Raw genomic sequence first — 15,075 nt, forward strand, 5'->3', positions numbered from 1 at the left:
GGCTCACTCCTCGCGCTCACGGGGCGGTCTCGACGATGACGTCCAGCGCCCGCTCGAAGGCCGGCCGGGACACCCCGGCACTGACCGTGAGCCGTAGCCGGGAACGGTTGTCCGGCGTGGACGGCGGCCGGAAGCAGCCCACCGCGACACCCCGGTCCCGGCAGTCGGCGGCCCAGGTCGTCGCCGCCTCCGGCCCGGGAGCGGTCACCGAGATCACGGCCGCGTCCGGCGCGGAGACGGTCAACCCCGCCGCACGCAGCCGGTCGACCGCCAGCGCCACCCGCTCGGCCAGTTCGGCCCGCAGGTCGTCACCGCCCCGGGCCAGCCGCAGCGCGGCGTGCACACCCGCGGCGACCGCCGGCGGCAACGCGGTGTCGAAGATGAACGTACGGCCCGTCTCGACCAGGTGCCGGACGAACTCGGCCGGGCCGGCGACCACCCCGCCCGCGCCACCGAGCGCCTTGGACAGGGTCGCGGTGACCACCACGTCCGGTTCCCCGGCGAGCCCGGCGGCGGCGACCGCCCCGGCGCCGGCCGGACCGGTCACGCCGAGCGCGTGCGCGTCGTCGACCAGCAGCAGCGCCCCGTAGCGGCGGGCCACCGCGTGCAGCTGGGCCAGCGGGGCGAGATCGCCGTCGACGGAGAAGACCGACTCGGTGACCACCACCGCCGGTCGGCCCGGGGCCACCGCGAGCGCGGCGGCCACCGCCGTCACGTCGGCGTGGGCGGTGACCACGGTCTCCGCCCCGGAGATCCGGCAGCCGTCGATCAGGGACGCGTGGTTGTGCGCGTCGGAAACGAGCAGCGTGCGGGGTTGGACGAGGGCACGCAACGCACCCAGGTTCGCCAGGTAGCCGGAGGAGAAGACGAGCGAGCGGTCGGTGCCCAGCCACTGCGCCAGCTCGTCCTCCAGCGCCTGGTGCGCGTCGGTGGAGCCGCGGACGAGGCGCGACCCGGTGGCCCCCAGCCCGTACGCCGACAGCGCCGCCGCGGCGGCGCCGATGACCTCCGGGTGCGTGGCCAGACCCAGGTAGTCGTTGCCGGCCAGATCGGTCATGCCGTCGGCGGCCGGACGCGGGTGCAGCCGCCGGGTCAGCCCGGCCTTCGCCCGCAACTGCGCACGGCGGTCGAGCGCCGCCAGCCAGTCCGCCACCGTCACCCCTTCGCCGCCGTCCGCGCCGGTCACGCCGACTCCCGCCGGGCGAAATTACCACCCGCCACCACCGGCCCGACGGATCCACTCGGTACGCGAGGTCGACCTGAACCGAACTCCAGCTTCACGGCTGTCCGTTGCGACGACCGCTGCCACCGCCGGAGCCCGACCACACCGGCCGCCCCGCTCCACCGGACGGCGGCCCGTTCCCGCTGATCGGGAGGCCTTGTAGGGTACGAGCCATGCCAGAGATCCTCGACCAGGCCCGGACGCAGGTCCTGGGTGACGGTGTCGGCCTCGATGAGGCCGGCGTCCTCGCCGTGCTGAACCTGCCCGACGAGCACCTGCCCGCCGCCCTCCAGCTCGCGCACGACGTGCGGATGCGGTGGTGTGGTCCGGAGGTCGAGGTCGAGGGGATCGTCTCGCTGAAGACGGGCGGTTGCCCGGAGGACTGCCACTTCTGCTCGCAGTCCGGCCTGTTCACGTCCCCGGTGCGCTCGGTCTGGCTGGACATCCCGTCCCTGGTCGAGGCGGCGAAGCAGACCGCGAAGACCGGGGCCACCGAGTTCTGCATCGTGGCCGCCGTCCGTGGCCCGGACGCCCGGCTGATGAAGCAGATGCGTGAGGGCGTCGCCGCCATCAAGGCCGAGGTCGACATCCAGGTCGCCGCGTCGCTGGGCATGCTCTCGCAGGAGCAGGTCGACGACCTGGTCGACATGGGCGTGCACCGCTACAACCACAACCTGGAGACCTGCCGGTCGTACTTCCCCAACGTGGTCACCACGCACTCCTGGGAGGAGCGCTGGGAGACGCTGCGGATGGTCCGCGACTCCGGCATGGAGGTGTGCTGCGGCGGCATCCTCGGCCTCGGCGAGACCGTCGAGCAGCGGGCGGAGTTCGCCGCGCAGCTCGCCGAGCTGAACCCGCACGAGGTGCCGCTGAACTTCCTCAACCCCCGGCCCGGCACCCCGCTGGGTGACCGTCCGGTGGTGGAGGGCAAGGACGCGCTGCGGGCCATCGCCGCGTTCCGGCTGGCGATGCCGCGCACCATCCTGCGGTACGCGGGCGGCCGGGAGATCACCCTCGGTGACCTGGGCACCCGCGATGGTCTGCTCGGCGGCATCAACGCGGTGATCGTCGGCAACTACCTGACCACGCTGGGCCGGCCGGCGACCGCCGACCTGGACCTGCTGGACGAGCTGAAGATGCCGGTCAAGGCCCTCTCCGCCACGCTGTGACGGCCATGACGACGACGGAGTTGTGGTGCGACCGGTGCGGTGACCCGGCGCCGGCCGGCACCGCCCACCCGGGCTGCGCGTCGGCCCGCGAGCTGGAGCCGCCCCGGTACTGCCACCGCTGCCGCCGTCGGATGAAGGTGCAGGTGCTGCCGGTCGGCTGGTCGGCGGTCTGCGTCGAGCACGGCGAGATCCGGGGCTGAGCCGATGCTGCGAGGGCGGGCGGTGACCCTGCGACCGGCGATGGTCGCGGACGTGCCGGCCCTCGCGGCGATCCGGGCCCATCCGGAGGTACGCCGGTGGTGGCGGGGCGGCGACGACCTGGCCGAGTCCGTTCGCGCCGACCTGGCCGACGACGAGCTGACCCTGTACGCCATCGAGCACGACGGCCGCGTGATCGGCGCGATCCAGTTCTACACCGAGCCGGACCCGGACTACCGGCACGCCAGCCTGGACATCTTCCTCGACCCGGCGGTACGCGGCGCCGGGCTCGGCGTGGACGCCATCCGCACCCTGGCCCGGCACCTCATCGAGGAGTACGGCCACCACCGGTTCACCATCGACCCGGCCGCGGCGAACAGCGCCGCCATCCGCGCGTACGCCAAGGTTGGTTTCCGGCCGGTGGGGGTGCTGCGCCGCTATGAGCGCGGCGCGGACGGCCGCTGGCACGACGGCCTGTTGATGGACCTGCTCGCCGACGACCTCGTGGACTGAGCCGTCCCGCGTCGGCCGGACGCCTCAACCGTCCCAGCACAGGTGACCGTCGGGGAGCCGGCGGGCGCCCTCGGCCGCGCGGTGCGGGCTGAGCCGTCCGTCCGGCATCAGGTGCGCGACGGGCGTGCCGCGACCCAGCACCGCGGCGTCGGCGACGAGCCGGCGGTGGCAGCGCCACCAGAGGCTCTCGCTGCACATGACCGCGGTGGTCCGCCGGGCCGCGTCGGCCAGCACCTCGGTCAGCGCCGCGTCGAACTCGGACGTGCGGGTGTACGCGGCGTACGCCCGGAATGCCGCGACCGTCCACCAGGTGTCCGGCTCCGGCTCGCCGGCCGGGACGTGCCGGCGGCCACCGAGCCGCGGCTCCCAGCGGTAGTCGATCCCGTACTCGGGCAGCCACCGCTCAAGTTCCTCCCGCCGGACGTCCGGGTTGGTGCGGCTGGCGGGGTACCGCCGCACGTCCACCACCAGGGCCACGCCGGCCCCGGTCAGCAACTCCCCCAGCCGCACCCGGTCGGCTGTCCCGTGCCCGACGGTCAGCAATTCCCGCACCACGCTGGCTTGCCCCGAATCCCGCCGGGTTATCCCTCGCCGCGCGGCTCCAGATCTTGGACAGTTACCGTTCCGCCCGAACGGTAACTGTCCAAGATCTGGTCGCAGGATGGTCGCGCGGCGGCCAGACTCCCGGGAATGCTGCCCGCCGACGACGCCGCCGAGCTCGACTGGCTCGCTTTCGAGCAGTCGGGCGTCCTCACCACCGCGCAGGCCACCGGGCTGTTGAGCGAGGGCGTGGTGCGCGGCCGGATCCGCTCCGGTCGCTGGCGGTCGATCTGCCGGGGGATCGTCCTCACCGGCAACGGTCGACTCACCCGCGACCAGCAGCTCTGGGTGGCGGTGCTGACCGTCGGTCCGGGTGCGGTGCTGGCCGGTGTCACCGCCGCCACCGAGGCCGGGGTACGCGGACTGCGGCGAGATCCTTTGCACGTGCTGGTGCCGGCCGCCCGCCGGGCCGCGCGGACGACCCTGCGACGGCTGCCGATCGACATGCCCGCGGTCCGGGTGCACCGGGCGTCGATCCTGCCGCCGGCGCACGTCCAGCGGGCCCGGCCGCCGCGCACCACGACGGCGCGGGCGCTGGTGGACGCGGCGGGCTGGGCGAACGGCGTGGACGAGGCACAGTCGCTGCTGGCGGCCGGCTGTCAGCAGCGGCGGGTGCTGCCCGAGGAGCTGGGCGAGGTGCTCGACGTCCTGCCCCGGGCGCCCCGCCGTCGGCTGATCCGGCAGACGGTCAGCGACATCGCGGGCGGCGCGCAGGCGCTCTCCGAGATCGACTTCGTGCGGCTCTGCCGCCGGCACCGGCTGCCCGTTCCGACCCTGCAGGAACACCGGGTCGACGCGGCGGGCCGGATCCGCTGGCTGGACGCGTACTGGCGGGAGTGGCGGGTGCAGGCGGAGATCGACGGCGCGCACCACATGGACGTCCGGCAGTGGGCGGCCGACATGCGCCGGCAGAACGATGTCTGGACCAGCGGCGACCGGATCCTGCGGTTTCCGGCGTGGCTGGTCCGCGCCCGTCCCGACGAGGTGGCCGAGGCGATCCGCCGCGCCCTCATGGCAGCCGGCTGGACCCCGGCACCGCCCCGGAGCGCGGTTCCGCGCGGCTGATCTTGGACAGTTACCGTTCCGCGCGAACGGTAACTGTCCAAGATCTCGACGCGGCGGGCGTCAGCCGAGGGCGCAGGCGACCCCGTTCACGGTGAAGGCCGTCGGTCGCGGGTTGCTGCCGGTGTGCGTGCCGTTGAAACCGAAGCTCACTGACGCCCCCGGCGCCAGGGTGCCGTTGTAGGAGAGGCCGGTCGCGGTCACCGCCGTGCCGGCCTGCGTGACCGTCGCCGACCAGCCCTGGCTGACGGTCTGCCCGCCGGGGAAGCTGAACCGCAGCGTCCACCCGTTGATCGCGGTGGTACCGGTGTTCGTGATCGTCACGGCGGCGGTGAAGCCGGTGCTCCAGTCGTTGGTGGCGTACCCCACCGTGCAGGCGCCGGTGACCGGCGGGGGCGCGGTGGTCACCGTGACCGGCGCGGACGCCGCGGAGGTGTTGCCGGCCGCGTCCACGGCCACCACGTAGAACTGGTACGCCGTCGAGGCGGTCAGCCCGGACACCGCCAGCGTGGCGCCGGTCGACGAACCGACGAGGGGGTCGGTGGCGCCGGCCTCCCGGTGGACCCGGTACCCGGTGACGCCGACGTTGTCGGTCGACGCCGCCCAGCTCAGGGTGAGCCCGGTGGCGGTGACCGCCGAGGCGACCGGGGTGCCGGGCGGGCTGGGCGCGGTGGTGTCCGGCACGACCGGCCCCGGTTCGTCGCCCCAGACGCGGGTGGCGCCGGAGTAGAGCGGCACCTTCCGGTTCGGCCCGGCGGTCGCCTGGTACGACGGGTCGTTGGTCGGGTCCCAGGTGCCGCCCTCCGGCACTCCGATCTTGAACTGGACCTCCATCCGGTGTTGCGACTGGCCGGCCGGGGCGATGGTGTGCCCGGTGCAGTCCACCTCGACGTACCAGATGTCGCCGCTGAGCTGCCGCGCCGTGGTCGGGGACGGGCAGCCCTGGGTGTAGCCGGCGGTGACCTGCACTCCGCCGGTGCCGTCGGGCCGGAAGTAGTACCGGAACCGGCCGTCGGTCAGCGCGCGGGCCGGGAACGCCGACTTGTTGTAGATCATCACCTTGAGCCCGGTGGCCCTCGGCTCGGCCTGCATCACCGTGGTCTCCACGGTCAGCTCGTCGAGGTCCGGCGTCTCGGCGACCGGGAAGTTGGCCAGCGGTGTGCCGCCGTACTCGGAGGTGAGCCGGACCAGCGCGGAGGTGAAGCCGGCGTTGTAGTCGGTGGCCACCTCGTTCATCACGTAGTCCGACCGACTGTCGGTGTACGCGTCGTTGGCCGCGGACGGCCCGCCGACCAGCGCGCCGTAGAGGGTGTGCCGGGTCTCGACGGGCACGGTCTGGCTGTCCCACCAGGAGCCGTGCGCGGTGCGGTGGTGCGGGTTCCGCGGTGCGTTGGCGCCGAAGCCGATGACGTAGCTGGAGTTGCGCGGGTTGTCGCCGAGCGCGTAGTTGATCTGCCGGACGGCGAAGTCGTGGTAGCGCGCCTTACGCGTCGTATCGGTGGTCCTGTCGCTGTAGACCAGCGCGGCGAAGGAGGTGTTGGCGGCGTAGCGCAGGGCGCCCCAGGAGTCGAGCACCGCCATCCCGCCGGGCGAGTACGGCACGCGCTGTCCGTCCACTCCGACGGTCCAGTAGTCCAGCCAGCGGTTGGCGTCGTCGACGTACTTCTGCTTGCCGGTCAGGTTGGCCAGCAGCACGTACGCGCCGAACTGCTTGTTGTCCCAGGCGATGGTCCACTTGTAGGAGCGGGTGGTGGACTGGTTCTCGGTGCCCAGCTTGTCGTACTCGCTCTCGGCCTTGGCCAGGTAGCTGGCCTCGCCGGTGGCCCGGTGCAGCCAGATCGCGGCCCAGACCAGCTCGTCCTGCCAGCCGCTCCAGGAGCGGTAGAAGCTGGTCGCGTCGGTGATGCACTCGTGGTAGGACTTCCGCACCGTGTCGGCGAACGTGTAGAGCTGCCGGGCGTGCCCGAGCAACCGGTCGGCGTAGGCCGCGTCGGTGGGCCGGAACACCATCGAGGAGGCGGCCATCGCGGCCGCCGTCTCCCCCGCCAGGTCCGCGCCGCCACAGCTCGCATCGATCTTGTACGCGGGCCGCGCCATCGGTAGCACCTCGGCCGGGCCCCACCACTTGTGGTCGTCGTCGCCCTTGCCGACCTGTCCGTACAGGACGTTGGCCGACGGGTGCGCCCTGATGAAGTAGTCGTTGACGAAGCGCAGGTTGTTGAGCAGGTGCGGCAACTGCCCGGAGGCGGTGTAGCCGCTGCGGTACTCGACCGCGCCCCAGGCGAGCATGGTGGCGCTGAACGCCATCGGGAAGCCGAATTTGACGTGGTCGCCGGCGTCGTACCAGCCGCCGGTGAGGTCCAGGCCCGCGTCGGCGCCGTCGGTGAGCGCGCTGTCGCCGCGCCAGGAGACGCGGTTCCAGTCGGGCAGCCGGCCGGACTGCTGCGCCTCGTAGAAGAGCAGCGACTTCTGCAACGCCTCGGCGTAGTTGAAGGCCGCCGGCGCGGCGGAGGCGGGCCCGGACGGCGGGGCGGCGACCGCCAGGGCGAGCCCGATGAGCAGGGCGACGCCGGCGGCCAGCAGCCGGCGCGGCCAGGGCTGATCGGTGGTGGCCAGCAGCCGCCGCGGCCAGGGTTGGTCGGTGGTGGCCAGCAGCCGGCGCGGCCAGGACTGGTCGGCGGCCAGCAGTCGGCGCGGCCACGGTTGATCGGTGACCGGGGGCCGGTAGCGGCCGGGGACCGGCCGGGTGTGGTGGCGCATGGCGGTCTCCTGTCGGAGGCGGCGCCGGCCGTCGCACCGGCGCGGGACGGCGTCGGGCGGCACGACCACCGGCGACGGGTGGCGGTGTGATCAGAGGTGGCCACCATGGAAGCGCTCCCATGGATAATCGACAATGTAATGCTCGTCGGACTGCTTGGGAAGCGCCCAGGCGTCGACAGTGGCCGGTCGCCGTCGTTGCTACGGTCGCCGCGTGGATGCCCTGGAACCCGCCCGTACCGCCATCGTCCTGATCGACCTCCAGCGGCGGATCGTCGCCCAGCCTGTCGCCCCGCACTCCGGCGCGGAGGTCGTGGCCCGGTGCGTGACGCTCGCCGACGCCGCGCGGGCCGGCGGCGCGCTGGTCGTGGTGGTCCGGGCCGAACGGCCGGGCGTCGACGCACAGCCGGCCGGCAGCGAGCTGGTGCCGGAGGTCGCGCCGAAACCGGGGGACCTGGAGATCGTCAAGCACACCTGGGGCGCGTTCCAGGACACCGGCCTGGACGCGGCGCTGCGCGAGCGGGGTGTCGACACCCTGGTGGTGGCCGGTCTGGCCACGAATTTCGGGGTGGAGCAGACCGCCCGGATCGGCGACGAGACCGGTTACCGGGTGGTGCTGCCACAGGACGCCATGAGCGGCCTCGACGCGTACGCGCACGACTTCGCGGTGGACTACGTCTTCCGGCGACTGGCACGGTCTGCACCACGGCCGACGTGGTGGCCGCGCTGGCGGGTTGATCCGCTCCGGGCGTTGATCCGTACTGACGGGTAACCCGGTCGACGACGCCCGGAGCTAGGTCACATCATCGATGATCACTGATGTACCTGTCGGCATTCCCCCAGCTGGGACGGCGTGCCTCCGCATTGGATGCCGGCTCGTTCGGGCACGACCACCGCCAGCCAGACAAACGTACTGTTGCTGACCCGCTACCCGGCGCGGGACAGTACCGATCACCAGCGGTGCCATCGACGCCGCCGCTCCCCGGTCAAACCTGAGGAGAACGCGATGGCACTACGACTCGCCGAAGGCACCGCGTGGTCCGACGTACTCGCCCGCGCGGTGGCCGCCACCCCCGAGGCGTTCGGCGCCGAGGTCGACGGCGTCACCACGCTGCACAACCTGGTCGAGGGCGACTGGCGGGCGGTCGGCCGCCCCGCGCCGTCCCGCACCCCGGTGGACAACACCGTCGTGATCAACCTTCCCCGACTCGACGCCGACACCGCCCGCGCCGCCGTCGCACATGCCGCGAGCGCGCACCGGGCCTGGGCCCAGACTCCGCTCGCCGACCGCAAGGCGCGGGTCATCGAGGCGCTGGACGCGCTCACCGCCCACCGCGACCTGCTCGCGCTGCTGCTGGTCTGGGAGATCGGCAAGCCGTGGCGGCTGGCCTGCGCCGATGTGGACCGGGCGCTGGACGGCGTCCGCTGGTACGCCGCCGAGATCGACCGGATGCTCGCCGAGGGCCGCGAGCCGCTGCCCGGCCCGGTCAGCAACATCGCGTCGTGGAACTACCCGATGAGCGTCCTCGTGCACGCCGAGCTGGTCCAACTGCTGGCCGGCAACGCGGTCATCGCCAAGACCCCGTCGCAGGGCGGCGCGGTCTGCCTGACCGTCGCGCACGCGCTGATGCGCCGGGCCGGGCTGCCCGCCACCCTGGTCTCCGGCGGCGGCGAGGAGCTGTCCGAGGTGCTGGTCCGGGCACCGGAGATCGGCGCGGTGGCGTTCGTCGGCGGGCGCTCCAACGGGGGCAAGGTGGCCGCCGCGCTGCTCGACAGCGACAAGCGGCACTTCATCGAGCAGGAGGGCCTCAACGCCTGGGGCATCTGGAACTTCTCGCAGTGGGACCTGCTCGCCGCGCACCTCAAGAAGGGCTTCGAGTACGGCAAGCAGCGCTGCACCGCGTACCCCCGGTTCGTCGTGCAGCGTGACCTGGTGGACGAGTTCCTCGACATGTACCTGCCGGTGGTCCGCTCGGTTCGCTTCGGGCATCCTCTCGCCGTCGAGGAGACCTGGCGGGCCGGCGACCCGCTGCCCGAGCTTGACTTCGGGCCGCTGATCAGCGCCGCCAAGGCCGAGGAGCTGCACCGCAAGGTCGACGAGGCGGTCCGCGGCGGCGCGGTGCCGCTGCACCGGGGCAAGCTGACCGGCGCGCCGTTCCTGCCCGGGCAGGACACCTCGGCGTACGTGGCGCCGTCCGTGCTGCTCGCTCCGCCCGGCCGGTCCCGGCTGATGCACGCCGAGCCGTTCGGGCCGGTCGACACGATCGTCGTGGTGGACACCACCGACGAGTTGCTGGCCGCCATGAACGCCTCCAACGGCGCGCTGGTCGCGTCGCTGGCCTGCGACGACACCGACGAGGCCGGCAAGCTCGCGGTCGACCTCCAGGCGTTCAAGGTGGGCATCAACAAGCCACGCTCACGAGGCGACCGCGACGAGCCGTTCGGCGGGCGGGGCGCCTCCTGGAAGGGCGCGTTCGTCGGCGGTGACCTGCTGGTGCAGGCGGTCACGGTCGGCGGCGACAGCCGGCTCTACGGCAACTTCCCCGACTACAGCAGCTACCCCACCACCTGATCTAGCGGGTGCGGAGGGGCCCCTTGTCGACGCCCGACGCCGGGCAGGGGGCCCCTCTCCACACCGGACCTGCCGGCGTACGGTCGAGAGATGGCGATCATTGAGCAGCTCTCGCTGGGCGTGTCCGACGCCGAGCGGGCGGCGACGTTCTGGGCCGCCGCCCTCGGCTACCGCCGGCGGGCGCCCCGGTTCGAGGGCGACGACTGGATCGTGCTGGAGCCGCCGCCCGGAACGCCGGGCACGGCCATCGCGATGGACCTCAGCGAGAGCCCGGTGCAGGAGTTCCCCCGGCTCCACCTGGACCTGGACGCCGGCGAGCGCACCCTCGACGAGGAACTCGACCGGCTGCTCGCCCTCGGAGCCCAGCGGGTGGACTGGCGGCACTACCCCACCGACCCGCACCCGACCGAACCGCCGTACGTGGTGCTCGCCGACCCCGAGGGCAACCGGTTCTGCGTGTCCGGCCACCGCGAACCCCCAACGCGTTGACGCACCCTCCCCTTCCTATCCGCCAGGCGTCGAGAGGGTGCTGGTCCGCTGGGCCGTCAGCGGGACGGTGAGGCTCAGCAGGGTGCCGTCGCGCTCAGCCGAGCTGGGCCGGTTCAGCCGGCGCAGGGTACGCAGCATCGGGGTGTTCTCCGCCTGGACGTGCAGCACCAGCGCCGCGTACCCCGCCCGGTCGGCGTGCCGGGCCAGTCGGCGCAGCAACGCCGAGCCGAGCCCGCGCCGCTGCCAGTCGTCCCGCACCAGCAGCGCCACCTCTGCCTCGTCGCCCTCACCCAGCAGGTTCGCCATCGCGACCACCGACTCCGCGCCGTCGTCGTCGGTGGCCGTGGCGATAAGAGTCAGCCCACGGCTCGGCTCCAGGAGCCGGCGCAACCGGGCCTGCCGCGGCAGCGCCGCCCCGCTCAGGTAGCGCCGCTGCCGGCTGCCCGGCGAGCACCCCTCGTGCAGGTCCAGCACCGCGGACAGGTCGTCCGCGCAGGCCGGTCGGACGGCCAGCTCGGCGTCGTCGGGCAGCACCAGGGTGACCTGTTCGGCCGCTCGGCGCGCCACGGTGGCGGCCAGCTCGACCAGGGCCTGCGCCCGCGCGTACTCCGCCGGGGTGAAGGCGGGCGCGGCCCGGCGCAGCGCGAACGAGCCGCCCGCCGGGTCCGCCAGCAGCATGCTGGCGCCGATGATTCCTCGGTCGACGCTGGTCGACGCGGGCCGCCAGCGGACCGAGTCGGCGCCGAGCAGGGTGGACAGCGCCTCGCCCGTCGCGTCCGGGTCGCGCACCAGCCGGTTGGCCAGAGCGAGCACCCGGGTGGGCTGGTCGGCCAGGCCACGCGCCTCGCTGCGCGCCACCCAGCAGTCCCGGCCCCGACCCCGCTCGACGGCGGCGATCAGCTCGGTCTCGTCGAGCGCGTCCGGCGCGTCGACGAGGAAGTCGTCCACCGCGCCCCGCTCGGTGGGCTGCACCTGCACGGTGAGGATGTTGACCCCCCGCAGCGCGAGGCTCGCCGTGAGGACCGACAGGTAACCCGGCCGGTCGTCCACGGTCGCTCGGATCCGCCACAACGTCATGGTTGGCTCCCTTCCCCGCTACGAGCCTCGTCCCCGGCTGTTGCCGCCCGGTTGCTCGCCGGTGACGGCCCGGGAACTCCTCCGGCCGCCGCTCAGGGGCCGGCGACCACCGGGGGGGCGCCGACCAGGTCCAGCCGGTCCCCGAGAATCACCGCGCTGGCCCGGACGAGCTGGGTGAGCCGGTCCACCTCGGTGCTGTGGAACGCGGCGGCCGAGAGGGTGTCGCTCTGCTCGCGGGCCACCACCAGCACCAGGCCGGCCCGGCCGAACGGCGCGATCGCGTGGTGGGTGCCGTCGGGGGTGGTCATCGACCGGCCGCGCAGCGGGGTCACCTCCGGCAACCGCAGCGGTACGGGGGCCCGCCAGCTGGCGTGCCCGACGGTCGCCGCACCGGTGCCCCCGGCGCGCGATGCCCAGTCCACCGGCACCACGGCGGCGACGGCCCAGTCCGCCGCCAGCAGCCCGGGTACCGCGTCGACCAGCGTGGCCAGCCCGTCGGCCGGGTTCGCCGCGACCTGGGCCAGCAGCTCCGCGTCCTGACCGGTGGTGGTGGGCGCGCCGATCGCCCGCCACACGCCGTCGACCCGTACGCCCGGGATCGCCGCGAGGCCGGCCAGCAGCCGCTCCACCCGGGCCGCGCCCGGCCAGACCACCGTGAAGTCGTCCACCGCGCGCCCGCCGAGCCGCTCCAGGACGACCACCTGGACGATGTCCGCGCCGGACACGCCCAACGTACGGGCGACCTGGCCGAGGGTGCCCGGACGGTCCGGCAGGGTGACCCGAACTCGCAGCAACATGTCTGTCCCTCCGCTCGGCGGGCCGGCGACCGCCGGCAGGCTGGTCACAGCCTGGGCGTTGGCCATTTCGTCCCTGTTGCAGAGGCATGTCCCGAGGGGAAAATCTGACCTTGACAACGTGAGCGGGCTGCCATCAACTAGTCGAATGACCGATCCGGCCGTCGATGCGCTCCGGCCGGGGGCCCTTCCGGCGTCCCCCGCCGGTCTGGACCTGGACCGGCTCGCCGGCTACCTGGCGGAACACCGCCCCGACCTGGCCACCGGGCCGCTGCGGGCCCAGCTGATCGCGGGCGGCAAGTCCAACCTCACCTACCTGCTGCACCTCGGCGACCGGGAGGTCGTGCTGCGCCGGCCGCCGCTCGGGCACGTGCTGGCGACCGCGCACGACATGGCCCGCGAGTTCCGGGTCATCTCGGCGCTGGCGCCGACCGAGGTGCCGGTGCCGGGCGCCCTGCTGCTCTGCACCGAGCCCGAGGTCATCGGCGCGCCGTTCTACCTGATGGAACGGATGCCCGGCGAGGTGTTCCGCACCCGCGCGCAGACCGACCCGCTGGGCGACGAGCGACGCCGCGCGCTGGCCATGGCGATGATGGACACTCTCGCGGCACTGCACACCGTCGAGCCGGCCGCGGTCGGGCTGGGCGACTTCGGCCGTCCCGAGGGCTACCTGGCCCGGCAGGTCCGCCGGTGGGCCGGGCAGCTCGACCGCTCCCGCAGCCGCCCCCTGCCCGGCATCGACGAACTGCGCGACCTGCTCGCCGCCACCGCGCCGGAGGGCGCGAACGCCGGCCGCGTCGTGCACGGCGACTACCGCTTGGACAACCTCCTCGCCTCGGCCGACCCGGTGGCCGTGCACGCGGTGCTGGACTGGGAGATGGCCACCCTCGGTGACCCCCTCGCCGACCTGGGGCTGCTGCTGACGTACTGGGACGTGCTCGGCGGCAGCGAGACGGCCGCCGGCAACCCGGTGGCCGACGGCCTCGGCCCGCGCGCCGGCTTCCCCACGGGCACCGAGCTGATCGACCGGTACGCCGGGCGCAGCGACGTCGACGTCGGGCCGCTGCACTGGCACGTGGCGCTCGGCTGTTTCAAGCTCGCGGTCATCTGCGAGGGCATCCACTACCGCCACACGCTCGGGCAGACGCTCGGCGAGGGCTTCGACCGGATCGGCGAGATGGTGGCACCGCTGGTCGCGCACGGGCTGACCGCCGCCAGGGAGCGGTGATGGACTTCTCGTACGACGCCCGGACCGAGGAGCTGCGCGACGAGCTGACCCGGTTCCTGACCGACCACGTCTATCCGGCCGAGGCGGTGCACGCCGAGCAGGTGGCCGCCGGCGACCCGTGGTCGCGTACCCCGGTGCTGGCCGAGCTGAAGGCGGAGGCCCGCAAGCGCGGCCTGTGGAACCTCTTCCTGCCCGACCCGCGCTACGGCGCGGGCCTGACCAACCTCCAGTACGCTCCGCTCGCCGAGCTGACCGGGCGCAGCCCGCACCTGGCGCCGGAGGCCGTCAACTGCGCGGCGCCGGACACCGGCAACATGGAGCTGCTGGCCGAGTTCGGCTCGCAGGCGCAGCGGGAGCGCTGGCTGATGCCGCTGCTGGAGGGCGAGATCCGCTCCGCGTTCTGCATGACCGAGCCGGACGTCGCGTCCTCCGACGCCACCAACATCGCCACCCGGATCGTCCGGGACGGCGACGAGTACGTCATCAACGGTCGCAAGTGGTGGTCGTCCGGTGCGATGGACCCGCGGTGCGAGATCTTCATCGTGATGGGCAAGACCGACCCCGGCGCCGACCGGCACCGCCAGCAGAGCATGGTCCTGGTCCCCCGGGACACCCCGGGCGTGACCGTGCGCCGGGGCATGACCGTCTTCGGCTACACCGACGGTTCGCACGGCGGGCACGCCGAGATCGACTTCACCGACGTCCGGGTGCCGGCGGAAAATCTGATCGGCGCCGAGGGCACCGGCTTCGCCATCGCCCAGGCCCGGCTGGGCCCCGGCCGGATCCACCACTGCATGCGGCTGATCGGAATGGCCGAGCGGGCGTTGGAGCTGCTGTGCCGCCGGGCCAACGAGCGGATCGCGTTCGGCCGTCCCCTCGCGGAGCAGGGCGTGGTGCGGGAGTGGATCGCCGAGTCGCGGGTGCGCATCGAACAGTCCCGCCTGCTGGTGCTCAAGACGGCCTGGCTGATGGACACCGTCGGCAACAAGGGCGCGCACACCGAGATCCAGGCCATCAAGATCGGCACCCCGGCGATGGCGGAATGGGTGATCGACAAGGCCATCCAGGGGTACGGCGGGGCCGGCGTCAGCCAGGACACGCCGCTGGCCGCCCTGTGGGCGCAGACCCGCACCCTGCGCCTCGCCGACGGCCCCGATGAGGTCCACCGCTCCTCCCTGGCCAAGCGCGAACTCCGCCGCTGGACCCCCACCCCTGCCTGACCCACGCACCCCTCGCGCTCGACGCAGGACGTAGTGCCCAAGGGCACTCCCGACACCACGACAACCAGGACCGCGCGATCTTGCACGCAAAACCTGTTGATCATGAGGTTAGCGATGCAGTATGCCCGAATTGTTCCCGCTAACCTCATGATCAACCGCGAGCCGGGCCGGGGG

14 protein-coding genes are annotated in these 15,075 nt (G+C 73.4%); 9 read left to right on the forward strand and 5 right to left on the reverse strand.

Going from position 1 to position 15,075, the window contains the following annotated elements:
• Positions 1-16 precede the first annotated feature (16 nt).
• The gene (locus EAD89_RS22850; RefSeq protein WP_121657003.1) at positions 17-1,153 is read right to left on the reverse strand and encodes an 8-amino-7-oxononanoate synthase; all 1,137 of its coding nucleotides are present in this window, start codon (positions 1,151-1,153) and stop codon (positions 17-19) included.
• A gap of 242 nt (positions 1,154-1,395) precedes the next feature.
• On the opposite strand from EAD89_RS22850, the gene bioB reads away from it, so the two are divergent.
• Genes bioB through EAD89_RS22865 form a run of 3 tightly spaced genes read left to right on the forward strand, consistent with a single transcriptional unit; the run spans position 1,396 to position 3,102 of the window.
• Positions 1,396-2,391: a biotin synthase BioB gene (gene bioB / locus EAD89_RS22855; RefSeq protein WP_074318140.1), complete on the forward strand. Its 996-nt coding sequence runs from the start codon at positions 1,396-1,398 to the stop codon at positions 2,389-2,391.
• Positions 2,392-2,396: 5 nt separating this feature from the next.
• Positions 2,397-2,591 (forward strand): hypothetical protein, encoded by a 195-nt coding sequence (locus EAD89_RS22860; RefSeq protein WP_121677164.1) that lies wholly within the window; start codon positions 2,397-2,399, stop codon positions 2,589-2,591.
• 4 nt (positions 2,592-2,595) lie between these two features.
• The gene (locus EAD89_RS22865) at positions 2,596-3,102 is read left to right on the forward strand and encodes a GNAT family N-acetyltransferase (RefSeq protein WP_121677151.1); all 507 of its coding nucleotides are present in this window, start codon (positions 2,596-2,598) and stop codon (positions 3,100-3,102) included.
• A 24-nt stretch (positions 3,103-3,126) separates the two neighbouring features.
• Here the strand turns inward: EAD89_RS22865 and EAD89_RS22870 are convergent, their stop codons facing one another.
• On the reverse strand, positions 3,127-3,654 hold the full coding sequence (locus EAD89_RS22870) for a DUF488 family protein (protein ID WP_199733595.1): 528 nt from the start codon (positions 3,652-3,654) through the stop codon (positions 3,127-3,129).
• Positions 3,655-3,792: 138 nt separating this feature from the next.
• Between EAD89_RS22870 and EAD89_RS22875 the strand changes: the two genes are divergently transcribed.
• Entirely contained in the window at positions 3,793-4,767 is a 975-nt protein-coding gene (locus tag EAD89_RS22875; protein ID WP_121677153.1) for a hypothetical protein, read from the forward strand.
• Positions 4,768-4,827: 60 nt separating this feature from the next.
• On the opposite strand, the gene EAD89_RS22880 is transcribed toward EAD89_RS22875, so the two are convergent.
• Positions 4,828-7,524 carry a glycoside hydrolase family 9 protein gene (locus tag EAD89_RS22880; protein ID WP_233578941.1) on the reverse strand — a complete coding sequence of 899 codons (2,697 nt, stop codon included), beginning with the start codon at positions 7,522-7,524 and terminating at the stop codon, positions 4,828-4,830.
• A gap of 211 nt (positions 7,525-7,735) precedes the next feature.
• Here EAD89_RS22880 and EAD89_RS22885 point away from each other — a divergent pair, with 211 nt between their 5' ends.
• The 3 genes from EAD89_RS22885 (at position 7,736) to EAD89_RS22895 (ending at position 10,582) form a co-directional block, all read left to right on the forward strand.
• Positions 7,736-8,293, forward strand: a complete 558-nt coding sequence (locus EAD89_RS22885; protein WP_233578948.1) for an isochorismatase family protein — start codon at positions 7,736-7,738, stop codon at positions 8,291-8,293.
• A 234-nt stretch (positions 8,294-8,527) separates the two neighbouring features.
• Positions 8,528-10,093: an aldehyde dehydrogenase family protein gene (locus EAD89_RS22890; RefSeq protein ID WP_121656987.1), complete on the forward strand. Its 1,566-nt coding sequence runs from the start codon at positions 8,528-8,530 to the stop codon at positions 10,091-10,093.
• 90 nt (positions 10,094-10,183) lie between these two features.
• Positions 10,184-10,582, forward strand: coding sequence for a VOC family protein (locus tag EAD89_RS22895; RefSeq protein ID WP_121677154.1), 399 nt, complete (start codon positions 10,184-10,186; stop codon positions 10,580-10,582).
• Positions 10,583-10,597: 15 nt separating this feature from the next.
• Here EAD89_RS22895 and EAD89_RS22900 read toward each other — a convergent pair whose 3' ends face one another.
• Together EAD89_RS22900 and EAD89_RS22905 are read right to left on the reverse strand one after the other, a co-directional pair.
• Positions 10,598-11,659: a GNAT family N-acetyltransferase gene (locus EAD89_RS22900; RefSeq protein WP_121677155.1), complete on the reverse strand. Its 1,062-nt coding sequence runs from the start codon at positions 11,657-11,659 to the stop codon at positions 10,598-10,600.
• 92 nt (positions 11,660-11,751) lie between these two features.
• Complete coding sequence (locus EAD89_RS22905; protein WP_121677166.1) at positions 11,752-12,456, reverse strand: amino acid-binding protein; 705 nt, start codon at positions 12,454-12,456, stop codon at positions 11,752-11,754.
• A 145-nt stretch (positions 12,457-12,601) separates the two neighbouring features.
• Between EAD89_RS22905 and EAD89_RS22910 the strand changes: the two genes are divergently transcribed.
• Together EAD89_RS22910 and EAD89_RS22915 are read left to right on the forward strand one after the other, a co-directional pair.
• Positions 12,602-13,681, forward strand: a complete 1,080-nt coding sequence (locus EAD89_RS22910) for a phosphotransferase family protein (protein WP_121656991.1) — start codon at positions 12,602-12,604, stop codon at positions 13,679-13,681.
• Complete coding sequence (locus EAD89_RS22915; protein WP_121677156.1) at positions 13,681-14,901, forward strand: acyl-CoA dehydrogenase family protein; 1,221 nt, start codon at positions 13,681-13,683, stop codon at positions 14,899-14,901. Before EAD89_RS22910 ends, EAD89_RS22915 begins: the two co-directional genes overlap by 1 nt.
• Positions 14,902-15,075: the final 174 nt, after the last annotated feature.

The organism is Micromonospora sp. BL4, from assembly GCF_003667505.1.
GTDB lineage: Bacteria > Actinomycetota > Actinomycetes > Mycobacteriales > Micromonosporaceae > Micromonospora.